The sequence below is a fragment of the Gracilibacillus saliphilus genome (genome assembly GCF_010994085.1).
GTDB lineage: Bacteria > Bacillota > Bacilli > Bacillales > Amphibacillaceae > Gracilibacillus > Gracilibacillus lacisalsi.
In genome coordinates, this window is sequence record NZ_WJEB01000002.1 from 209,152 (window position 1) to 233,129 (window position 23,978).

Consider the following 23,978-nt stretch of genomic DNA (forward strand, 5'->3'; position numbering starts at 1 on the left):
TCAAGTACATTTTGAAAATAATGGTATGAGGTGCCCGGGAAAACTTGACGGATCTTATAAGTATGATATGATAAAACTTAGTTGAAAATGATTATCAATAACAAGGAGGGTATCTCCATGAACTTACATCAGCTTATTAAAGAACGTCGATCGATAGCCGTTTATCAAGATAAAGAGGTTTCACAAAGTTTGATCGAAGAACTATTAGAAACAGCTATTTGGGTTCCGAATCATAAAATGACAGAACCATGGCGCTTTGTATTTATTCAAGGAGAGGCTAAAGAAAAACTGGCAAACATTAACCGGCAAGTAGCAATCTCCAAAACAACTAGTAATTCAGATGAAGAATTAAAAATAGTAAGCGATAATGCTTATCATAAAATTATGAATGTACCATTTATCTTTTTTGTCGTTAATACCCTACACCCACAAGAAAAGTTAAGAGAAGAGGATTATGCGTCTTCTAGTTGCTTAATCCAGAACTTTAGTTTACTAGCATGGGAACAAGGGTTAAGTACTTTTTGGAAAACAGGAAAACTGGCCTTCTGTGAAGAAACAGCAGAATTGATTGGTTTAAAAGAAGATGAAAGAGTAGTTGGACAAATTCAGGTAGGTTATCCAGCCAAAAACCTATCTCCAGTTCCGAGAACATCAGTAAAAGAAAGAATCACCGTTATAGAGTAAAACGCATCGGATGCCGTATCCCGATGCGTTTTTTGCTGTAGAACACAGTATTAATAAACTGCGAAGTAACTTAGGATATGGAAAAGAGATATCCCCGGAAGCGCCGATCTGTTCCGAGGAAAAAGGCTTCTCTTCCAGGGAAAAGATCTTCTCTTTCGAGGATAAACGACTATATCCAGGGAAGAGAAGGGCATATCCCCGGAACAGCAAAGGATATCCAGGGAAGGGAAAGAGGTATCCTCGGAAGAGAAAGAGATATCCCCGGAAGAGAAGTCCTGTTAACTTTGTAACTAAGCTACTTCGCAGTTTGTATCTACTGTGTAATATATCATTAAATCTAGAAAGGTGATTGGTTTGGTTTAGGGTAAGTATATCTATTAAATGCAAAAAGAAAAGCCGATGACATATCTCATCGGCCAAAAGAAAAAGGGGCTATCATTTTGTGAGAAAGCAATCTTTGCAGCATTGCTCAATTTGGAACACTTTTAATATATCAAATGAATGAAAAGCTGGTGTTAAGTATTAGTTAAGATCATGTAAAGTTTTTCCTGAATCTACGATAAATCGTTATAATGTAGATAATAGTTTTAGAGGAGGAGTTAACATGAAGACAGTTTCGATTTGTGTAACAAGTGATGTGCATGGTCATATCATGCCAACGAATTATCGCAACAATCAAGAAGAACAGCTCGGTCTAGCAAAAGCAGCTACAATTTTGAAAAAAATAAGAGAGAAAAACCATACAATCTTAATAGATAATGGCGATTTTATTCAAGGAAGTCCATTCACCTATTATTTTGCCAAAAAGCAAGCAGATCAACCTAGTCCTATGATTAAAGTTGCCAACCAACTAAACTATGATCTAGCGGTAATTGGAAATCATGAATTTAATTATGGATTGCCATATTTACAAGAGGCTGTCGAAGCTTCTGACTTTCCTTGGCTCTCCGCTAATATAGTAGATAATAGTACGAATCAACCTTTTTTAGGTAAGCCTTATATCATCAAAGAAACAGCGGGAATACGTATTGCTATATTAGGGTTAACCACACATTACATACCAAATTGGGAGGATCCCAACCATATTAAAAACCTTACTTTTGACGATGCTGTTAAGACTGCAAAAAAATGGGTAGCAAAAATTCGTGAAACAGAAGTACCAGATGTGATGGTTGTCAGTTATCACGGTGGATTAGAACGTGATCCAAAAACAGGTGAACCGACCGAAGAGCTCACAGGAGAAAATCAAGGTTATCAAATTTGTCAGGAAGTAGAAGGAATAGATATCTGTATTACAGGTCATCAACATCGTTATTTAACAGAGAAGATTAATGGAGTAACAGTTGTTCAACCTGGCAATAATGGTCAAGCGATCGCAGAAATAAAGGTAGAATTCGATCAAACGATCCAATCGGTTACATCTACATTGCATCGTTTAGATGAACAGACAGAAGTAGATCGCGAAGTGGAATATAGTATACGGGAAGAGGAAAGACAAGTTCAAGCTTTCCTAGATCAAACCATTACAACGGTAAAGGGTGATATGGAAATACGTGATCCGATGAAAGTACGATTACATGGTCATCCTTTTATTAATTATATTAATCAATTGCAGATGGATGTAGCGGAAGCAGACATTTCGTGTACCGCCTTATTTCATGATCTATCACCAGGATTTCCTCAGCAAATAACGATGAGAGATATTGTATCGAATTATATTTATCCCAATACGTTAAAAGTACTGAAGCTAACAGGGCAAGATATAAAAGATGCATTAGAGAAATCCGCTAGTTTCTTTCAAGTGGAAAATAATCAAATAGAGATTAATCCAGCTTATTTGAAACCAAAACCACAACCTTATAATTATGATATGTGGCAAGGTATTTACTACAAAGTGAAGCTGTCGAATCCAATTGGTGAACGAGTGATAAGGTTGGAATATCAAGGTGAGCCACTTGATTTAAATCAGGAATTTCAAGTCGTTATGAACAATTATCGTGCCAGTGGTGGCGGAGATTATTATATGTTTAAAAATAAAGAAGTGGTGAAAGATATCCCAATAGACATGACAGAATTGATTACTGACGATCTTTTGAAACGGGATGAACTTGTTCCTGATCAAACTAGTTATTTTCGTATAATCGCACAATGATAGATTAAAAAAATAGTATAAAGATAGAAAAATATTACGAATTGACGTATAAAACACGCCATTGTTGCCCCATAATGACAAATGTGACAAGCATTTGTAACATCGTAATTTTTGTTACAGACTCTTAAATTCACTGTAACCACAAAGGGTATTTCGATGTGTTATATTGGTGCTTGTCAACATTGAAAGGAGGCAACTATGATGCGAAGGTTTTTAGTGTCAGTAGGTTTTGTTACAACTAGCTTCTTTTTTGTGCTACCAATTTCGGCAGCAGAATACGAGGTAGAAAAAGGAGATAGTTTGTGGGAAATTGCACAAGAACATAACACAACAGTTGCAGATTTAAAGGAGATTAACGAGCTAGATTCAGACTTAATTCTTCCAAAACAAATTTTAGAGATAGATAGAGAAATTAATTACACTGTCGAAAGAGGTGATTCATTAAGTGAAATCGCTAATGAGTATGAAGTAACGGTTAGCGATTTAAAAGAATGGAATAACCTCGAAACAGATTTAATTATTATTGATGAAGAATTAATCATCAAGGATGCAAACAAAGAACAGTCTGAAGAACATCAAGATGAGGAAACAAAGGAAGTAAATCAGACAGAAGAAACGCCAGAAGCTACAGAGCCGAAGGTCGAAAAACAAGCGAATACAGCAAAGGAAGAATCTTCTGACGACCAAACTGGTGAAACCATCTCAGTATCAGCAACTGCATATACTGCAGAATGTGATGGTTGTTCAGGTGTCACTTCTACAGGGATTGATTTATTAGAAAATCCTAACATGAAAGTAATTGCAGTAGATCCTAACGTTATTCCACTTGGAACTAGAGTACATGTGGAAGGTTACGGAGAAGCAATTGCAGGAGATACTGGTGGAGCAATCAAAGGGAACAAGATCGACATTCATGTTCCAACGAAAGACGAAGCCTACGACTGGGGCGTCCGCACTGTCGACGTTACAATATTAGACTAGTAAAGTAATTGGAAACTCTCTCGTTTTGATGCGGGGGAGTTTTTTGTTGTTAAGAACGTATAAAATCAGCACAATGACCGTGTTAAACTTGGATGTCTAGCTCCAATTCGCCAAAAACTAGGCAACTTCCCGAAAGTGCCCTACGATAAGTTATCATCGGTTCGCTTTTCTAACAAATTTGCACAAAAACAAATAGAATCAAAAACAATTAAAAAAACCCACAGATTAAGAGTTGCTATTTCAAGGTAAATATCTTATAATTTTAACAACGTTGTTATTATAAAACTGCAAACGATTACAAAAAATAACATTGGGAGTGTGCGAAGTGAAGAAAAAATATGTTTTAGTTGGAACCGGTGGCCGTGCAGAGTTTTTCTATGGAGCAATGGTGCGTGATTTTCAGGAAACATGCGAATTAGTAGCTTTTTGTGATTCCAATCAAACACGATTAGACTATGCTAACAAACTATTAAAAGACAAATATGGAGTTTCAGAAATTAATACGTATACAGCTGATCAATTTGATGAAATGATTGCAACAGAAAAACCAGACATTGTCATTGTTACCTCAATGGATAGAACACATCATCGATATATAATTCGTGCAATGGAATTAGGCTGTGATGCGATTACGGAAAAACCGATGACAGTCGATGAAGAGAAAACACAAGCAATTATTGCTGCAATTGAACGCACTGGTCAAAATGTACGTGTTACATTCAATTATCGTTATGCACCTCATAACACGAAGATCCGTGAGTTAATTCGCGATGGTGTAATTGGTAAGGTTAATTCTGTTCATTTTGAGTGGGCATTGGATACACAGCATGGAGCAGATTATTTTCGTCGTTGGCACCGTGATAAACGTAACAGTGGTGGTTTACTCGTTCACAAATCCACACACCACTTTGACCTGGTTAACTTCTGGCTCAACACAGAACCAGAAGTAGTGTATGCAACAGGCGGACTTCGTTTTTACGGAAAAGAAAATGCCGAAGAACGTGGCGTGACGAAATTCTATGAACGAGCATATGGCAGTGAGTATGCTAAAGATGACCCTTTTGCGATTGACTTAGAATCTAATGAACATTTGAAATCGATGTATTTAGATGCTGAAAAAGAAGACGGATATCACCGTGATCAAAGTGTGTTTGGAGATGGAATTAACATTGAAGACACATTAGGTGTAAATGTGACTTACAAAAACAAAGCGATTCTAACTTATTCCTTAAATGCATACTTACCGTGGGAAGGCTTCCAGATTGCCTTTAATGGTACAGAAGGACGAATTGAAGTACAGGTACGTGAGCAATCTTATATTAATTCAGGTGGTAATAAGAGTGATGAGGGAAAACTGAGCGGTAAATCAATCCGAGTATTACCGATGTTTGGCGAACCATATGAAGTAGAAGTGGAAGAAAAAGAAGGTGGCCATGGTGGCGGCGATCCGGAATTATTAAATGATTTATTTGGGGTACCAAAAGAGGATGAATTTAACCGTGCTGCATCACATATTGATGGTGCCATTTCGATTTTAACTGGAATTGCTGGAAATAAATCGTTAGCAACAGGGCAAGCAGTAAAAGTCGATGATCTAGTAGATTTAAAAAGGAAATAATAGACAAAAGGAGCTGGGACATAACTAATAGGTAGAACGAGAATCCGAACAATCTGAACTAAGCGTAGGCAAAATACGTAGACTCCTGTGGGAAGAGCACGAGCTGAAGATCCACTGTGTGACGTGTTTTTCTTCACACAGTTAGCTGAGGCCGTGCCTACGGAAAGCGAAGTATTTTGCCGAAGCGGTATGTGTGCTCAGACTTTAATGTTCGGATTTCTTCTATCTAATTCCTCTTTTGTCCCATCCTCTTTTATCGATACACCTGATCAAAGTCTCACTGTATATTTCTTCTATTGATCTTGCTCCATTTCAATTACATCATCATTTATAGACTGCTCGTTAGTAGAAAATCCAATCACACCGAAGCATGCGATTAATAGAAGAAATAACACTACTAATAATTTTCTCATCTGTTATCCCTCCTAATTTGTAAATCCAATCTATATTGTATATGATAATCGGTATAATAACTATGTAATTTCTGTGGAAAAACGCACAAAATTATGAATGGAGGATAAAAATTGGTAAATAACCTGCAAGAAGCAGAGGTAGTCCGGATAGAGAGTATAGGAGAAGGATCACGGGTCTGTTTAGATTTAGTGGATCATCTTGCCCCGACTGAAGGAATATTGTTGGGAAATACAGGGCATGGCTACTTTTTGATATTAGCGGAAAATCGGACAACCGATACATATCCAGCCAGACCATTTCGGATAAATAGTGGAGCCATTCATCATTATGTTCTTAAAGAGGATGAAAAGACAGCTTATTTAGCGGAACTGAAACCGGGTGATGTCATCATGGTATATAATGAAAAAGAGGAAATGCGAAAAATTGCCATCGGCCGAGTAAAAATAGAAAAGCGCCCCCTTATGCGTGTGGTAGCAAAAGTTGGCGACACCGAGGTTTCAGCGACTCTTCAAGAAGCAGACAGTGTTCATTTATTAACTCCTGAACACAAGGAAAAACCAGCCATCACACTCCAAGAAGGTGAACGAATTCTAGTAAAACTTGATCAACCTGGTCGGCATCTTGGTGAGAAAATAGAGGAAGAGATAATTGAGTTTTAATATTGTGTAAATTTTCCGAAAACTCAAAAGAAAGTAGTTGACAAAATATTAAGAGCGTACTATGATGGTAACAACATTTAAAAACGTGATGGCATTGACGAAGAGAAGTAGCTTATACTTAAGCACTAAAGAGAGCTGATGGTAGGTGCGAATCAGTGTGCAAGGTAGGTGAATGGACTTCTGAGCCCCAAACCGAACGATCATCTAGTAGGCTTTGGCGAGATACCCACTCGTTGCAAAAGGGTAGCGTTGATCAGACGTGATAAGTGAGTTGTATGAATGTGCAGCTAATAAAGGTGGTACCACGGGTTTCCTCGTCCTTTTCGGATGTGGAAACCCTTTTTGTATTGTTGGAAAAGTAAAGTGTCCAGTAAATGACGAAAAGTGTCCAGTAATTGAGGTAAAGTGTCCAGAAAACACCCGAAAGTGTCCAATAAATGAAAAAAAGTGTCCAGTAAAACCACAAAAGTGTCCAATAAAATATAAAAGAAAAATCGATGAAAAGGAAGAGTACAATTTCCCTGCTGTATCACAGAGAGCCGGAGATGCTGAGAATCCGGTATACACGGAAATTGGAATGGACCTTCGAGAGCGCCTTGGAAATGATAGTACACGGCAACGGCTGATCCCCGTTAACGGATAATGAGCGGAAGGCTAGAAAATAGCCCTCAACAAAAGGTGGCACCGCGGTAACCAAACCGTCCTTATGCAGACTTGTAAAGTTTGTATAAGGACGGTTTTTTATATTCGGATCATCAACTTTCAAAAAAAGGAGTCGAGGGAAATGGTTAACTATAAAAGCACGGAACTAAATGGAGATACGATCACACCGATTTCGATATTTAACAGAGTCAAAGGTAAGAAGAAATTTTTACTGGAGAGTTCTGGCAGTCACGATGAAAAAGGGAGATTTTCTTTCATTGGACTCAATCCTTACAAAGAAATTATTGGATCAGCAACCAACACAATCGTTACGAACTATACCGATGGAATAACTGAAACGGTCCAGCAGAAGCCATTAGAAGTTGTTAAAGCACATATTCCAAATGAAGAATTACCATTATCATACGCCTTTTACAGTGGAGCAATTGGATATATCGGTTATGATGCGATTCGACAATATGAATACATTGGTGAACTATTAGATGACGAAATGGATATGCCAGATGTTCACATGATGTTTTACCAGGATGTTATCGTTTTTGATCATATCAAACAAAAAGTTACCATCATGACAGTCAATTTGGATGGTTCAAGAGATGATGACCAATTAGAGGCCAACTTAGCTCAGTTACAAGATCAAATCTTAACACCAGAGCCGACAATACCTGATGAAGAGTTACTCGTTAGTTTCGAACCATCAATTGAAAAAGAAACATTCCTAAACATGGTCGAAACAGCTAAACAACATATTAAAGACGGCGATATATTCCAAGTGGTCTTATCACAACGGATGAAAGCAAGCTTCGATGCTGACCCGTTTACCTTTTATCGTAGGTTGAGGGTAGCGAATCCATCACCTTATATGTATTTTATCGATTTTGATGATTATATTGTGCTTGGCGCCTCACCAGAGAGTTTAATTAAAACAACCGGACGAAATGTTGTGACAAACCCGATTGCAGGTACAAGACCAAGAGGGAAAACAAAAGCAGAAGATCAGCAATTAGCAACAGAATTATTAGCAGATGACAAGGAATTAGCAGAACACAAAATGCTAGTAGATTTAAGTCGAAATGATCTAGGTCGCGTTTGTGAAATTGGTTCGATCACCATTCCGAAATACATGGTGATTGAACGTTATCAACATGTTATGCACATTGTCTCTGAAGTGCATGGTGAATTAACACAAGATTACACTGGATTAGATGCCCTGGTATCGACCCTGCCGGCAGGAACGGTTTCAGGAGCACCGAAAATTCGGGCGATGCAAATTATTAATGATCTCGAAGACAAAAAGCGAGGCGTCTACGCAGGGGCTGTCGGTTACATCAATATGAATGGTGATCTAGATTTAGCGTTAGCGATTCGTACGATGGTCATTAAAGGAAGGCAAGCATATGTGCAAGCAGGAGCGGGGATCGTTTATGATTCTGATCCACAATCAGAATACCAGGAGACATTAAATAAGGCAAAATCGCTATTGGAGGTTAGTAAAAAATGATTTTATTAATTGATAACTATGATTCTTTCACCTACAACTTGTTTCAATATATGTCAGAGCTTGGCAAAGAAGTGAAAGTCGTCCGCAATGACAAAATAACCATTGAGGAAATCAGACAATTAAAGCCGGAAGCGATTATTTTATCACCTGGACCTGGAATTCCAGAACAAGCTGGGATTTGTATCGATATAGTCAAAAGTTTATCAAGTGAGTTTCCGATTTTAGGAATTTGTCTAGGGCATCAGGCAATAGGTGCCGCGTATGGAGCAACTGTCACACATGCCGGACAGATCAAACATGGTAAAACCTCGATGATTCGTCATCAAAATGATGAAATCTTTAATTATTTGGAACAACCATTAGAGGTGATGCGTTATCACTCTCTTGTTATTGAAAAAGATACACTTCCTGACCAGCTGTTAATAACAGCAACGGCAATGGATGATCAGGAGATCATGTCGGTGAAACATACTTATTTACCTGTTTATGGTTTGCAGTTTCATCCAGAATCCATTGGAACAGGAAAAGGAAAGCAATTACTAAACAATTTCTTTGAGTCGATTAGAAAGGGGCAACAAGCATGAAAACATTTTTAAAAAAAGTGATGGAAAAAGAAGATTTGACATTAATGGAAATGGAAGAAGCAGCTAGGTATATTTTTTCAGAAGAAACAAGTGATATAGCGATTGGTGCCTTTTTATCAGCGTTGAAGACAAAAGGAGAAACAGTTGATGAAATTACTGGATTAGTCAACGTATTGTTAGAAATATCTCCACTTGCATTGCCAGATGACCTGACAGAGGCAATGGATAACTGTGGCACAGGAGGCGATGGTTCTCAAAGTTTTAATATCAGTACAACGTCTGCTTTTGTTATCGCAGGTGCAGGTATTACCGTCGCAAAACATGGGAATCGTAGTATTTCTAGTAAAACAGGAAGTGCAGATGTTTTAGAGCATCTCGGTGTACCATTAGAATTTACAAGACCGGAAACATATGAGATCTTAAAACAAAATGGTATTGCTTTCTTATTTGCACCGAATGTACATCCAGCAATGAAGCGTGCGATGAAAGTGAGACGAGAATTAGGTGTGCCGACCATTTTTAATGTAATTGGGCCATTAACGAACCCTGTAAAACTAACATCGCAATTGATGGGGACTTATCGTCGTGATTCATTAGAAAAAATGGCAGCTGTTCTGCATAAATTAGGTCGCAGGCGAGCATTGATTATCAATGGTGCTGGTTATATGGATGAAGCATCTTTAGCAGGTGAGAATCATTTGGTATTATTAGATCGAGGAGAAATCATGAAATTCACCCTTAAACCAGAAGAAGTGAACTTGCCAATGGTAGAAAATGATTCAATCAGAGGTGGCGATGCGAAAGAAAATGCAGAGATTTTACGCAGTGTATTAGAAGGAAATAAGGGACCACATCGTGACACTGTTTTATTAAACGCAGGGTTAGGTATTTTCGCTAATGGTAAGGCAGGCACGGTGCAAGAAGGAGTAGAATTAGCACGAGAGTCGATTGATTCAGGTGCTGCCTTAGCCAAATTGGAGAATCTTATTACCATAAGCAATAAGTTGAAACAAGAGGTGTAATATGACTATTCTAGATAAGATTTTAGCAGAGAAGGAAAAGGAAGTAGCAAATTTAAAAGAAAGCTATCAGCCTGGGCAGATCCAAGCAAAACGAGTGAATGTTTCCTTATATGATAGCTTTATGAACGCAAACAAAATGAGTATTATAGCAGAAATGAAACGTGCGTCTCCGTCTAAAGGGTTAATTAATGATGGGGTCGAACCTAGTGCGCAAGGACGTATCTATGAAACGTGTGGAGCAGGTGCAATTTCGGTGTTAACCGATACACCCTTTTTCCAAGGAACAATGGAAGATATGCAAGAAGTTAGAGAAGTGGTTGACGTTCCCGTCTTAAACAAGGACTTCATTATTGATGAAATCCAAATTGATCGTGCGTATGATGCCGGTGCAAATTTAATTTTATTAATCGCAGCCGCACTTTCTGAACGAAGATTAGCGGAATTATATCAGTATGCAAGTGAAAAAGGGCTGGAAATATTATTCGAAGTACACAATGAAGCAGAATTAGCTGTTGCTCAAAGAATCGGTGCTCAAATTATCGGGATTAATAACCGTGATTTGAAAACATTTGAAGTCGATCTTGCTACAACGGAGAGGCTGGCAGAAAAAATCGATACAACGAAGACGCTATTAATTAGTGAAAGTGGGATGAAGGAAAAATCAGATGTGGAACGGGTGCAGAAAGTTGGCGCAAGAGGAATTTTAGTTGGTGAAACGATGATGCGTTCTGTCGATTTAAAAGAAACATTCGATAGTTTACGAGTACCGTTAGGAGAATAAATATGGTTCAAGTTAAAATTTGCGGGTTACAAAATAAACAGGCAATTCAAACTGCGGCAGAAGCAGGTGCAGATTTTATCGGATTTGTTTTTGCCAAAAGCAAACGACGAGTAACGAAAGAACAGGCAACAAATCTAGCACAATTTGTTCCGTCCAATGTGAAGAAAGTCGGTGTTTTTGTTAATGAAGATATCGAGGTGATTCGGAAAATTGCTCAAGATGTCGGTTTAGATTATGTGCAATTACACGGGGATGAATCGCCAACTTTTTGTCAGGAAATTGGCTTACCGGTAATTAAGGCATTTGAGGTTCGCGGGGCGAGTGACCTGGATAAAATCGGTTCTTATGACTGTGCGTACTATTTACTGGATAGCCCGAGTGGTAAATACCGTGGTGGCTCAGGTGAAACATTCGACTGGCAAGTAGCAAAAGAGTTTGACTTTTTAAATAAAAAGATCTTGCTTGCAGGTGGACTTAAAGTCGAAAACATTGAAGAAGCGATCGCAGAAGTGGCGCCTGCAGGTGTTGATGTTTCCAGTGGAGTCGAAACAAGTGGAGAAAAGGATTTAGAGAAAATAAAAGCATTTATAGATGCAGCAAAGAAAGGTGATGGAAATGGCAAACTATCAGGCGCCAAATGAAACAGGCCATTATGGTGAATACGGTGGTCGTTTTGTACCGGAAACGTTAATGCCAGCCGTTTTAGAGTTGGAAAAAGCATATCAAGAAGCTATTAAAGATGAGCAATTTTTAGCAGAATTCGATTATTATTTAAAAGAATATGTAGGAAGAGAAACACCATTATACTATGCTGAACGTTTTTCCAAAAAATTAGGAGGACCAAAGATTTACTTGAAGCGAGAAGACTTAAATCATACCGGTGCTCACAAAATTAATAATGCATTAGGTCAGGCGCTTTTAACATTACGAATGGGTAAGAAAAAAGTTGTCGCAGAAACCGGGGCAGGTCAACATGGTGTGGCAACAGCTACGGTATGTGCATTGCTTGGTTTAGAGTGTGTGATTTTCATGGGGAAAGAAGATGTGCGTCGTCAAAAATTGAACGTCTTCCGCATGGAGTTATTAGGTGCTCGTGTTGAAAGTGTTGATCAGGGTAGCGGTACGTTGAAGGATGCTGTAAACGAGGCATTGCGCTACTGGGTAAGTAATGTGGAAGATACCCATTATATTATCGGTTCTGTAGTAGGACCGCATCCGTTTCCGCAAATAGTAAGAGACTTTCAAAGCATGATTGGTACTGAAACGAAGAAACAAGTAAAAGAAAAAGAAGGAAGCCTACCAGACGCTGTAGTTGCCTGTATCGGTGGCGGCAGTAACTCAATGGGCATGTTCTTTCCATTTGTCGAGGATGAAGAAGTCAAGCTTTATGGAGTAGAAGCAGGCGGAAAAGGTGTCGATACTGACCAGCATGCTGTTACATTAAGTTATGGAAAAAAAGGTATCTTACACGGTACGATGACTTATTTATTACAAGACGAGAACGGACAGATTCAAGAAGCCCACTCGATTTCAGCTGGTCTTGATTATCCTGGAGTAGGCCCAGAGCATAGTCATTTACGAGATATTGGTCGTGTCAACTATGTGGATATTACTGACGAAGAAGCACTCGAGGGATTACAGGAATTATCAAGAACAGAAGGAATTATTCCAGCATTGGAAAGCTCGCATGCGATTGCATATTCGACGAAACTTGCCAAGGAAATGAACGAAGATGAGGTTATGGTTATTTGTTTATCAGGCCGTGGCGATAAAGATGTGGAAACAGTGAGAGATGCATTAGGTGGTGAAGCAAATGGGTAAGAAAAAAATAGATCAAGCATTTCATGACGTATTAGAACGAGGAGACAAAGCCTTTGTACCATATATTATGGCTGGTGATGGCGGTTTAGACAAATTAGATGAGCAATTAGCCTTTTTAGAAGAAGCAGGTGCAACGGTCATCGAATTAGGGATTGCCTTTTCCGACCCAGTAGCAGATGGCCCTACTATTCAAGAATCGGGCCTTCGAGCATTAGCAAATGGTGTATCACTTCATGCTGTATTAGATAAATTAAAAGAAGGAAAAGAAGAGCGAAATATCCCAATTGTACTGATGACCTATATAAATCCGATTCATGCATATGGTGTGGATAACTTCGCTAAATCCTGTACAGAAGCAGGAGTAGACGGCTTAATTATTCCTGACTTACCTTTAGAAGAAGAAGGAATTATTGTTCCAGCTTTAATGGAAAACGACATTGCTCTTATTCGATTAGCAGCCCTAACCAGTACAGAAGAACGCTTAGCAGAGATCGCTAAACGTACGGAAGGCTTTCTCTATGCGGTAACAGTAACGGGAACTACTGGTGCACGATCTTCCTTCAAAGACTATCTCGGAACTCATTTAGAGTCATTACGAGCAAAAAGTAACGTTCCTGTTCTCGCAGGATTCGGTGTATCCAGTCCAGAACATGTGCGCTCATTAACCGAGCATTGTGATGGAGTCGTAGTCGGAAGTAAAATTGTTGATTCGTTATATAAAAATGATCGAGCTGCAATTCGTGAATTAATCGGTTCCGCCCGCCTGTCAAAGCAGTAACCCTGAAAAAAGTCGCTTGAGGTGCCCGCACCTCAAGCGCTTTTTTCAGTTGCAAATAAAATCCCGAAGTTGCAAATAAAATCCCGAAGTTGCAAATAAAATCCCGAAGTTGCAAATAAAATCCCGAAGTTGCAAATAAAATCCCCAAGTTACAAATAAACCCCCGAAATCTAATCAGTAAAGCATAAAAATTTGTAAGCACAAATTTTCACATTATCTTATCTTCTTATCCAAACAACTTTTTTAGTCTATCTCTATTCCTAGTGTTTAGTTAGTATATTCATTAATCAAACGGACTGATATTAAAGAAAAAATATAGTTAAATCTAAAAAAAGGATATGTTTTTATAAAAAAAGTGAATTCACACACTATGTATATCATGGCATACTGTAAATAAGTTCTATTGCAATAGATCGAAAATATGTACGAACAAGAAATAAAGAAACTTATTTATTATCCAAAAGTTGTAAGCGATATCATTAATGGTTTGATTTATCGAGGAGGTGGCGGATATTTAAGAGTTTTAGCTAACCATAATATTCTGTGATTTTCCATTATGTACATTTGTAAACTCTTTAAATACTTCATTTTTAGTTTTATATATTCATAGTTTGACCTGAAAAATATGCGTATCAATTAGTTTAGTAGTGAAGAATGAATGAGGGGGAATTAGGTGTGAAGAACAAAATAATTTTATTTATCACAATTTGTTTGATGCTTATATTAGCAGCTTGTAGTAATGACGAGACAAGTAATGAGCCAGAAGAAACCGAAGATGGAAAGGTTGTTTTAACAGGGCTGATTACAAAGCACCCATTAACCAAAGACCTTGAAGACATGGAATGGTTAGCAGAAGTGGAAGAACGAGCAGGTGTAGAAATTAAATGGGAAGAAGTTACCGCTGACTGGGATCAAAAGAAAGGTGCGATGTTAGCAGGTGGTGATATTCCTGATATTATCGTCGGTCCAAATGCGATCACAGATGCAGACTTTGCACAGTTTCCAGGTTTATTTGAAGACCTAAAACCATTGATAGAAGAACATGGACCAAATATCCAAGCTATGTTTGATGAGCACCCAGAAACAGAATTACTTTCAACACAAACGGATGGAGAAATTTATGGCTTATCGAAGTATCAACAGTTTTGGCCAGAAACAGCTACCATGCAATTTATTAATCAACAATGGCTAGACAATCTAGGGTTAGATATCCCAACGAATTGGGATGAATTGTTTGACGTATTAATGGCTTTTAAAGAAGAGGATGCCAATGGTAATGGTGACCCAAATGATGAGATTCCAATGGACTTTGCCCCAGTTGCGGAAACCGGATTTGGTTATTTCCATCCAACGGTGTTACTTGGCAGCATGGGCATGACAGTAACTGGTGGTGGTGGCCAAGGTTACTTCCTAGAAGATGGCGAAGTGAAAAACTTCTTTGTCGATGAAAGATACAAAACATTTGTATCCTTTTTAAACAAACTATATGAAAACGGTTTAATAAATGATGAAGCTTTTACACAAGATTATTCACAATATCAGGCTTTAGCACGTGGTGAAGGTGAAGATGCCAAAATAGGTTATACATTTGGTTGGGAAAAAACAGACAGATTCGGTTTAGGTGTTGCAGATCAATATGAAACGTTTGATCCGATGAAAGTTTCGGCTGATTATGATGGGGAAGTAAGCTGGTCTTATGACTATAATGAATTGAACTTCGGTGTTAACTTTATTCAAATGTCATCAGCGACAAGTAATAAAGAAGCAGCCATGAAGTTTATCAATGAACTTTACGACCCTGAAGTTAGTCTACAAGTATTATTCGGATCTATAGGTCCTAATATTGAAAAAACTGGAGATAACTCCTACAAAATTCTCGAACCTCAAGATGAAGAAATGGATCCAGGTACATGGAAATGGACTTCTACTTGGGCAGATAATGGTCCAATGTTTATCTCTGATCAATTAGATGTTGAATTACCTGTGGATATGCAGGCAGTAGATGAACAACAAGCACCATTTAATGATGTATTTGAATCATTGGATCGTCAAAATGATGTGTTCCCGGGAATGATGCTGAAATATTCCGAAGAGGATCATAACCAAATGACGCTTGTTAATACAGACTTTATGAATATTGCAATCTCCAAGTTTGGCGAGTGGATCACCTCAGGTGGTATTGAAGATGAATGGGATAGCTATGTGCAACAAGTAGAACAGATGGGCTTACCATCTAATATTGAGATTATCCAAGGTTACTATGATGATTACAACGAACAATTAAACTAGAAAACTAGAAGGAGAGATATTAGCTAAAGGCTGATATCTCTCTATAAAAAAGGAGAGTCTTATCATGGCCTTGATCCAAGGAACGAATACGGAGACTTTGCCCAAGGCGAAAAAAGCAACCATTCTTAATACGTTAAGAAGAGATTATCAATTGTGGCTAATGATTTTACCTGCAATCATCTGTGTAATTATATTTAATTATATTCCGATGTATGGGATTCAATTAGCATTTCGGGAATATGATTTCACGGCTGGTTTGACGGGTGGAGATTGGGCAGGACTTAAATATTTCGAACAGTTTATCAATAGTCACCTTTTTTGGGATCTGATTCGTAATACGTTACTCATCAGTATCACGACGATTGTTGTTGGTTTCCCGGCACCAATTGCGCTCGCATTATTAGTAAACCAAATCAGATGGAAAAGAGGAAAACGGATCTTACAAACGACTGTTTATTTGCCTCATTTTATTTCCATCGTTGTATTAGTAGGGTTATTAAATGTAATGTTATCTCCAAATACTGGAGTTATCGGTTTATTATTAGCAAAACTAGGTGTGGAAGGCAACCTGTTAGCGTCTGTAAAAGCATTTGTTCCAATCTATGTATTATCAGATGTGTGGCAGCATGTCGGATGGAACAGCATTATTTATCTAGCCGCATTGGCTGCTGTTGATCCACAGCTATATGATGCAGCCAAAATTGATGGAGCGAATAAATGGCAAATCATTAGAAATGTAGAGATACCGGCTATCATTCCGACCATCATCATTTTATTAATACTAAACATGGGGACAGTTATTAGTACAGGATTTGAAAAAATATTCCTAATGCAAAATTCTCTCAACTTACCAATATCAGAAGTGATTGAAACGTATGTCTATAAAACTGGTATTGTATCCAATCAATTTAGCTATGCCGCTGCGATTGGTCTATTTAATACGATGATTAATTTTATGATGCTAGTTATTGTCAATACCATTGCAAAGAAAGTGGCTCGCATTAGTCTGTGGTAAGTTAGCTCAAATCAATTTGAAGGAGGAAGCGAAATGCCTTCTATCACAATGAATAGAATAAGAAATAAAAAACCAACCGATTTACTATTTGATGTTACCGTTGTGGCGATATGTATATTAATGTTTTTTATTGTGGCCTATCCGATTTATTTTATTATCATAGCATCGATTAGTGACCCTACTTATGTTTCTACCGGAAGAGTACTTTTTGTTCCGAAAGGTTTTAGTTTATTTGGATATGAACAAATTTTTGCCGATTCGAGAGTTTGGATTGGATATCGCAATACATTGTTTTATGCTCTTTTTGGGACATTCGTTAATTTGCTGTTAACTTTACCGGCAGCATATGTGTTGTCACGTCATGAGTTTAAAGCTCGAAGATTTTTGATGTTTTTCTTTATCTTCACAATGTTTTTTAATGGTGGGTTAATTCCTACTTATATGTTAATGAGAGATTTAAGTTTAATAGATACTCCATGGGTATTTATCTTTAATCCACTTACTGTAAATGTATTTAATTTAATTATTACGAGAACATTCTTTGAGAACAACATACCACATGAAATGTTTGAAGCTGCTACAATGGATGGCTGCTCCCATTTTAAGTTTTTCTCATCGATCGTATTGCCATTGTCCAAAGCTGTAACTGCTGTAATCGGACTTTATTATCTAGTGTGGCATTGGAATGACTTCTTTACTGGGTTAATTTATATCCGTAATTACGATTTACAGCCATTGCAGATTGTGTTGCGAGATATCTTGTTATCTAATCAAGTGTTTGCCGAAGGTGCGGGGAGCGGTGGAACAGGTGGAGGTTATGCACAACGTTATGCCGATCAGGTTAAATATGGTGTTATTATCGTATCCTCCCTACCTGTATTAATCCTGTATCCATTTATCCAGAAATATTTTGAGAAAGGAGTATTAATTGGATCTGTAAAAGGATAAAACTAGTCTACTTATGAGATAATTTAATCTGTTGGCGAGATAAGTTTAGATATCTCGCCAGCAAATGACATCTTATATTTAATTATAAAAATCGTTAAAATAATCAACTACATAATCTCGAAATGTACAAGCTGCCTTGGCTAGATAACGATCTTCAAGCCATGCGATTTGATAGGTTCGCTGACATACGGGTTCATCGATATGCACCAAGTGGAATGGTGGATTATTATCTTCAAAGAAGGTTTGCGGTAATAAGGCAACACCAATACCTGTGCGAAGGAAATGACTGATGGCAGAAAGTTCGTCAACTTCACAAACTATATTCGGCGTAAAACCTGCTTCTTTACAAAAAGAGTCCGTCATTGCTCGAAAAGGATTCCCTTCTTTTATATTTATAAATGAATCGTCTGCCAGTTCATTCAGATGGATACTTTTTCGATTAGCAAATCGGTGTGTAGAAGGAACAGCTAATAATATTTCTTCAGTGAGAAAGGATTTTCCTTTTATCCCCTCCTCTTCTAATGGTGGGAAAGTAATACAAAAATCAATCTCACGATTTCTTAATTGTTTTACCTTTTCTTGAGTTGAGGCTTGGCTGATTTGAAGTTTTATATCAGGATACTTAGATAGGAAAGAGCCAATAATGTCAGAAAAGCATTTATGAGTGGAAGTGGATAAAAAGACTCGCCTCTGTTCCATTCCTGCAAGGTCTGCTATTTCTTTTCGCCCTTCTTCAAGAGCTCCCAGTGCCATTTCGACTTTCTTCAAAAATACTTTCCCAAATGAATTCAGTTTGATGTTCCTTCCCTTGCGCTCGAATAAAGGTACGCCTAAATCCTCTTCTAACCGGGCAATCGTTTTACTAAGAGCAGGTTGCGCAATGCGAATTTCTTCTGCTGCTTTACTCATATGTTCAAGTTTGGCAACTGTTCGGAAATAATATAACTGCAACATTTCCATCCATATCCCTCCATTATTCATATACTCAAGTATATATATTAATGAATAAATATATATTATCATTTATCTAATTATGATATTAAAATAAATACTGTAAGTTGACAACAAAAATAACGAACAACAGAAGCCTAGAAATGGAGTGTTATGTATGAAGTTAAACCATATTAACTTAACTGTTACTGATGTTAACGCTACCCGATTGTTTTTAGAAAAATATTTCTATGTACAAACTAGAAGCACTTATAAAGATTCCTTTGCCTTGTTGGTAGATGATGATGGACTATTGCTTGCTTTAACGAAGGGGGCTAAGGTCAACTATCCTAACTCCTTTCATATCGGTTTTGAACAGGAGAGTGAAGAACAGGTAAATGAAATTAATCAACGTATGAAAAATGATGGATTTGATGTAAAGGCTCCTAAAAGAGCACATCGTTGGACATTTTATATGAAAGCACCAGGAGGCTTTACAGTCGAGGTTTTTAAATGATTATTGTCATATAAATAAACACTAACAAAGGATGAGTGGTATATGAAAGTAGCAGCGTTTTCTAATTATGGACCTGCAGAGGTTTTGCGTGTAATGGAAGTTGATGACCCACAAGCAACTAACGATGAAGTACGCGTTCGGGTCAAATCCGCTGGTATTCAACCATTTGATTGTGCTGTGCGAAAGGGAGACTGGACACCTCCAGGATTGACGGTGGAATTTCCGCAAGTTCTTGGTAACGAGTTTTCAGGAGTGATTGATCAAGTAGGTAAAGAGGTCTTAGGGTTTGAAGTGGGGGACGAGGTTTTAGGCTGGGAGTTAATGGCTTGTTATGCAGAATATGTAGTAGTTAAAGCAGATCAAATCGTGAAAAAGCCACAGCAGATGACTTGGGAAGAAGCAGGTGTCATAACAGCATCAGGTCAAACAGCCCACACTGCGTTACAAGAACTTGGTGTTGGTAAGGGAGACACCATATTGATTCACGCAGCAGCTGGGGGAGTTGGTACCTTCGCAGTACAAATAGCTCAAGCATGGGGAGCAACTGTCATCGGCACCGCAAGTGAATACAACCATGATTACCTGCGATCACTTGGGGTAGTTCCTGTCACTTATGGAGATGGGCTTGTTAACAGAGTCCGTTCTCTCGCACCTGATGGAGTAGACGTAGCTCTTGATGCCGCGGGAAGCGAGGCTCTGATCGCTTCGATAGACATTGTCGCACACAAAGACCGTATTGGGACAATTGTTGCATTCGACCTAGTAGAGGAACTTGGAGTTCGCCCTATAAGAAGTCAACGTTCAACGGAGCGCCTTTCCGAACTAGTTAACCTTTATATGAAAGGAAAATTAACTATTCATGTTAGAAAATCATTTCCGCTTGACAAAGTGGTCGAGGCGCACCGGGAAGTCGAAACAGGACACGGATACGGAAAAGTGGTTCTTACAATTGATTAAGCATATTCTATTGTTCAGGTGTTGCAAAAAAAGAATAAGCCGTCCGCATAATAATATAAGCTAGTAAACTAACTCCTAAAGCAGGTATAAAACCTGGTACTAAATAATAAAGGTAAAAAGTCGCCGCAATTAACACGAGCATGGCAATCGTATGCAGTGGCTTACCAATAACCAATATAGCAGAATATTTAAGATAACCAAGCACGGAAAATTGATAATGCACATAGATTGGGAAAATGAACACAGCAACAAGTGCAATAATAGCTAATAAAATATAGGTCATCACCATTAATGTAGAGTTTAATAGTGAACTGTCTAACTGTCCTAAGATTTGAATGTTCAACAGTAAAATAGCTGTGGCGATAGCGAGTATATACCCAAGGATATTAGATTTGATAAACTCCTGTTTGTAATAGTGAATAAATTCGCGAAAAAGTTTGATATCATCCTCTGATTTGATATCTTGCCTGATTGTTGCAAACAAGGCTGCGGTAGCAGGGAAAATTCCAACTATAAATAATCCGAGTACCGAAAAAATGAACCAATACAGGTTTAAAAGCAGAATCTTAAAAATCCACTCTCCAACCGTTATATAAACTGAAATACCTTTATTCATAGCAAGGAACCTCCCATTCTCATATATCTATCTATTAAGCATACACAAAAATATTAGAATGGTAAATTTTATAGGAGAAATTTAAAAGAAAAGATATAGATTCTAAAATTAGGATAAATAGGTTCAAAGAGGTTTCGCAATAATTAAAGCGAATTTCGCAATAATCAGAGTGGATTTCGCAATAAAGGAGGTCCTATTCGCAATAATCAAGCAGGATTTCGCAATAAAGGAGGTCCTATTCGCAATAATCAAGCAGGATTTCGCAATAAATCAGATCTAATTCGCAATAATCAAACTAAATTTCCGCAATAAAAAAGCTACCTCTTAAAAAGAGATAGCCTAAATATTATGCATACATCGCACTAATTTCCTTTTGTAACTTCTGATCTGCTACATACTCATCATAGCTAATTTCCTTATCAACAATACCTTTTGGTGTGATTTCGATCAGGCGATTGGCGATACTGTTAATGAACTGATGGTCATGTGAGGTGAACAGAATCGAACCTTTAAATTTAATTAAACCATTATTTAATGCAGTAATGGATTCTAGATCTAAGTGGTTTGTCGGTTCATCTAATACAAGCACATTGGCATTCGATAACATCATTTTTGATAACATACAACGTACTTTTTCTCCACCAGATAAAACATTTGCTTTCTTCAATGCTTCTTCCCCTGAGAACAACATACGGCCAAGGAATCCACGTAAGAAAGTTTCGGTTTGATCTTCTGGTGAATATTGACGCAACCATTCTACTAAGGTCATGTCATTGCCATCGAAAAATGTTGAGTTATCTTTCGGGAAGTAAGACTGGGAAGTGGTAACACCCCAAGTATAGCTTCCTTCGTCAGGCTCCATTTCACCCATTAGGATATCAAACAACACGGTTTTAGCATTTTCATTTGGTCCAATAAATGCCACTTTATCATAAGGCTTCAACGTAAAACTAACATTATCTAACACCTTCACGCCGTCAATTGTTTTCGAAATACCTTCGACACGTAATAAATCATTACCAATGTCACGACCAGGCTGAAAGGCTACATACGGATAACGACGGGAAGATGGTTTAATATCGTCCAGTGTAATGTTATCGAGCATTTTTTTACGAGAAGTTGCTTGCTTTGATTTCGATGCATTGGCACTAAAGCGAGCGATAAAGTTTTGTAATTCTTTAATCTTCTCTTCTTTTTTCTTGTTTTGATCCTTAGCCATTTGTAAGGCTAGTTGACTGGATTCATACCAGAAATCATAGTTTCCGACGTACATTTCTATTTTGCCATAGTCGACATCAGCGATATGTGTACATACTTTATTTAAAAAGTGACGATCGTGGGAAACAACAATAACGGTATTTTCAAAGTTAATTAAAAATTCTTCCAACCATTGAATCGCTTGAATATCTAAGTGGTTTGTCGGCTCATCTAATAATAAAATATCTGGATTACCGAACAAAGCTTGTGCTAATAATACTTTTACCTTTTCAGAACCTGTTAAATCAGCCATTTTTTTCGTGTGGAGGTCTTCACCTATACCAAGACCTTTTAACAGAATTGCAGCATCTGATTCTGCTTCCCAACCGTTCATCTCGGCAAATTCGCCTTCCAATTCAGCAGCACGCATACCGTCTTCTTCTGTGAATTCCCCTTTAGCATAAATAGCGTCTTTTTCCTGCATCACTTCATACAAACGAGTGTGTCCCATGACAACAGTCTTTAACACTTCGTATTCTTCATAGGCGAAGTGATCCTGTTTTAATACAGCAAGGCGTTCACCTTTTCCAAGCGAAACGTGGCCAGTCTGTGGTTCGATCTCACCTGACAATATTTTAAGAAAAGTAGATTTACCAGCACCATTAGCACCGATCAAACCATAGCAATTTCCAGCAGTAAACTTAATATTAACGTCTTCAAATAACTTCTTATCACCAAAACGTAAACTTACATTAGTTGCTTGTAGCATACTCCAAAATTCCTCCATTATCTCATATCATAAAGCAAGCTTAAGCGATTTGGGATAGGAAGTCAATCAAGGAATGACATTCTGAGGAAATTCGGTATGATAGTAGTAAGGAGGAAAGATCTCATGCAGACATATTCTAAACATCAGTCATACGGTTTTCGTTTAAAAGGAGATTATCAAGAACGCGTTGCAGGACTTCATTCAATCGGCAGGGAGTCACGGACCGAGCATACTTATATTTGGGATGGATTAAAAAGAGGAGAAGAAGGAAGAGTAGTTTTCCAATATACGTTAGGTGGCAAAGGAGCAATTAGAATTGGTAACGAAATCTACCCATTAACGAAAGGGAATGCTTTTTTTGTGAAAGTTCCTAGTGACCATTGTTACTACTTACCTCAAGAATCAACAAACTGGGATTTCATCTATATGACTGTTTATGGAAATGAAGCCATTCGTCACTTTCAGTATTTATCAGAAAAACATGGTCATATCCTTCAACTCCCGGACCATTCCAGACCAATTAAACACATATTGCGAGTACTGCAGAAGATTGAAGCAACAGGTATTAAGCATGGCTATGAAGCTTCAGGCTATGCCTATAGTTTTTTGATGGAATGCTCACAATATTTTGAACATGAGCAATTTCAAGAGGATCAGTTGCCTGTTGCGATCGCTACGGCAGTCTCTTTTATTGAAAAAAATTATAGAGAGGATATCTCATTAGATGATATGGTTGCCGTCTCTGGTTTATCCAAATATCATTTCACGAGACTATTTGCTACTTCTATCAATCAAACTCCAGTTCAATATTTAACGAAAGTACGCATTCAGCACGCTTTAGACCTTTTACAAAATAATGAGAAGACAATAGAAGAAATTGCCCAAGAAACCGGATTTTCTTCCAGTAATTATTTTAGTAAAGTGTTTAAAAAATTATTGAATGAGACGCCAAGTGAGTACCGTCAAAATAAATACGTGATGCCGGTTGATCGATTATTCATTGATTAAAATTAGCAATATTTTACCCTTATCTAAAATATTTACGATTGTAAACGGTTTAATATCCCCATATGATGGTACTT

The 23,978-nt window shown here is 37.8% G+C and carries 21 protein-coding genes and 2 other annotated features; of the genes, 18 read left to right on the plus strand and 3 right to left on the minus strand.

Annotated elements, in window-relative coordinates; translation table 11 throughout:
* Nucleotides 1–117 precede the first annotated feature (117 nt).
* The 15 genes from GHT08_RS05160 to GHT08_RS05235 all read left to right on the plus strand — a co-directional run bounded on the left by GHT08_RS05160 (nt 118) and on the right by GHT08_RS05235 (nt 17,910).
* Nucleotides 118–684, plus strand: a complete 567-nt coding sequence (locus GHT08_RS05160) for a nitroreductase family protein (protein WP_163580373.1) — start codon at nt 118–120, stop codon at nt 682–684.
* A gap of 604 nt (nt 685–1,288) precedes the next feature.
* On the plus strand, nt 1,289–2,836 hold the full coding sequence (locus tag GHT08_RS05170) for a bifunctional metallophosphatase/5'-nucleotidase (protein WP_163580375.1): 1,548 nt from the start codon (nt 1,289–1,291) through the stop codon (nt 2,834–2,836).
* Between the two features lie 201 nt (nt 2,837–3,037).
* Nucleotides 3,038–3,817, plus strand: coding sequence for a 3D domain-containing protein (locus GHT08_RS22370; RefSeq protein ID WP_163580376.1), 780 nt, complete (start codon nt 3,038–3,040; stop codon nt 3,815–3,817).
* 325 nt (nt 3,818–4,142) lie between these two features.
* Complete coding sequence (locus GHT08_RS05180) at nt 4,143–5,435, plus strand: Gfo/Idh/MocA family protein (protein ID WP_163580377.1); 1,293 nt, start codon at nt 4,143–4,145, stop codon at nt 5,433–5,435.
* A 524-nt stretch (nt 5,436–5,959) separates the two neighbouring features.
* On the plus strand, nt 5,960–6,508 hold the full coding sequence (locus GHT08_RS05185; protein WP_163580378.1) for a 3-dehydroquinate synthase II domain-containing protein: 549 nt from the start codon (nt 5,960–5,962) through the stop codon (nt 6,506–6,508).
* Nucleotides 6,509–6,593: 85 nt separating this feature from the next.
* Nucleotides 6,594–6,833 (plus strand) — a binding site (T-box leader).
* Nucleotides 6,834–6,996: 163 nt separating this feature from the next.
* Nucleotides 6,997–7,217, plus strand: a binding site (T-box leader).
* A 75-nt stretch (nt 7,218–7,292) separates the two neighbouring features.
* Entirely contained in the window at nt 7,293–8,672 is a 1,380-nt protein-coding gene (gene trpE / locus GHT08_RS05190; protein WP_163580379.1) for an anthranilate synthase component I, read from the plus strand.
* Nucleotides 8,669–9,256: an anthranilate synthase component II gene (locus GHT08_RS05195; protein ID WP_163580380.1), complete on the plus strand. Its 588-nt coding sequence runs from the start codon at nt 8,669–8,671 to the stop codon at nt 9,254–9,256. The genes trpE and GHT08_RS05195 overlap by 4 nt, the downstream gene beginning before the upstream one ends.
* The gene (trpD, locus tag GHT08_RS05200; RefSeq protein ID WP_163580381.1) at nt 9,253–10,278 is read left to right on the plus strand and encodes an anthranilate phosphoribosyltransferase; all 1,026 of its coding nucleotides are present in this window, start codon (nt 9,253–9,255) and stop codon (nt 10,276–10,278) included. The genes GHT08_RS05195 and trpD overlap by 4 nt, the downstream gene beginning before the upstream one ends.
* A 1-nt stretch (nt 10,279) precedes the next feature.
* Nucleotides 10,280–11,059, plus strand: a complete 780-nt coding sequence (trpC, locus tag GHT08_RS05205; RefSeq protein ID WP_163580382.1) for an indole-3-glycerol phosphate synthase TrpC — start codon at nt 10,280–10,282, stop codon at nt 11,057–11,059.
* A gap of 2 nt (nt 11,060–11,061) precedes the next feature.
* Nucleotides 11,062–11,700 carry a phosphoribosylanthranilate isomerase gene (locus GHT08_RS05210; RefSeq protein WP_163580383.1) on the plus strand — a complete coding sequence of 213 codons (639 nt, stop codon included), beginning with the start codon at nt 11,062–11,064 and terminating at the stop codon, nt 11,698–11,700.
* Nucleotides 11,675–12,880, plus strand: a complete 1,206-nt coding sequence (gene trpB / locus GHT08_RS05215; RefSeq protein WP_163580384.1) for a tryptophan synthase subunit beta — start codon at nt 11,675–11,677, stop codon at nt 12,878–12,880. Before GHT08_RS05210 ends, trpB begins: the two co-directional genes overlap by 26 nt.
* Nucleotides 12,873–13,658: a tryptophan synthase subunit alpha gene (gene trpA, locus GHT08_RS05220; RefSeq protein ID WP_163580385.1), complete on the plus strand. Its 786-nt coding sequence runs from the start codon at nt 12,873–12,875 to the stop codon at nt 13,656–13,658. Before trpB ends, trpA begins: the two co-directional genes overlap by 8 nt.
* Nucleotides 13,659–14,333: 675 nt before the next feature.
* The gene (locus GHT08_RS05225) at nt 14,334–15,947 is read left to right on the plus strand and encodes an extracellular solute-binding protein (protein ID WP_163580386.1); all 1,614 of its coding nucleotides are present in this window, start codon (nt 14,334–14,336) and stop codon (nt 15,945–15,947) included.
* Between the two features lie 64 nt (nt 15,948–16,011).
* Nucleotides 16,012–16,962, plus strand: a complete 951-nt coding sequence (locus GHT08_RS05230) for an ABC transporter permease (RefSeq protein WP_163580387.1) — start codon at nt 16,012–16,014, stop codon at nt 16,960–16,962.
* Between the two features lie 33 nt (nt 16,963–16,995).
* A complete protein-coding gene (locus GHT08_RS05235; protein ID WP_163580388.1) occupies nt 16,996–17,910 on the plus strand; it encodes a carbohydrate ABC transporter permease in 915 nt (304 codons plus the stop codon).
* A 78-nt stretch (nt 17,911–17,988) separates the two neighbouring features.
* Here GHT08_RS05235 and GHT08_RS05240 read toward each other — a convergent pair whose 3' ends face one another.
* Nucleotides 17,989–18,870 carry a LysR family transcriptional regulator gene (locus GHT08_RS05240; RefSeq protein ID WP_163580389.1) on the minus strand — a complete coding sequence of 294 codons (882 nt, stop codon included), beginning with the start codon at nt 18,868–18,870 and terminating at the stop codon, nt 17,989–17,991.
* 148 nt (nt 18,871–19,018) lie between these two features.
* On the opposite strand from GHT08_RS05240, the gene GHT08_RS05245 reads away from it, so the two are divergent.
* The gene (locus tag GHT08_RS05245; RefSeq protein ID WP_163580390.1) at nt 19,019–19,357 is read left to right on the plus strand and encodes a VOC family protein; all 339 of its coding nucleotides are present in this window, start codon (nt 19,019–19,021) and stop codon (nt 19,355–19,357) included.
* A gap of 42 nt (nt 19,358–19,399) precedes the next feature.
* Nucleotides 19,400–20,314: an NADP-dependent oxidoreductase gene (locus tag GHT08_RS05250; protein WP_163580391.1), complete on the plus strand. Its 915-nt coding sequence runs from the start codon at nt 19,400–19,402 to the stop codon at nt 20,312–20,314.
* A gap of 7 nt (nt 20,315–20,321) precedes the next feature.
* Here GHT08_RS05250 and GHT08_RS05255 read toward each other — a convergent pair whose 3' ends face one another.
* The gene (locus GHT08_RS05255; RefSeq protein ID WP_163580392.1) at nt 20,322–20,930 is read right to left on the minus strand and encodes a YesL family protein; all 609 of its coding nucleotides are present in this window, start codon (nt 20,928–20,930) and stop codon (nt 20,322–20,324) included.
* A gap of 346 nt (nt 20,931–21,276) precedes the next feature.
* Complete coding sequence (locus GHT08_RS05260) at nt 21,277–22,896, minus strand: ABC-F family ATP-binding cassette domain-containing protein (protein ID WP_163580393.1); 1,620 nt, start codon at nt 22,894–22,896, stop codon at nt 21,277–21,279.
* A 123-nt stretch (nt 22,897–23,019) separates the two neighbouring features.
* On the opposite strand from GHT08_RS05260, the gene GHT08_RS05265 reads away from it, so the two are divergent.
* On the plus strand, nt 23,020–23,904 hold the full coding sequence (locus GHT08_RS05265; protein WP_163580394.1) for a helix-turn-helix domain-containing protein: 885 nt from the start codon (nt 23,020–23,022) through the stop codon (nt 23,902–23,904).
* The last annotated feature ends 74 nt before the right edge of the window (nt 23,905–23,978 follow it).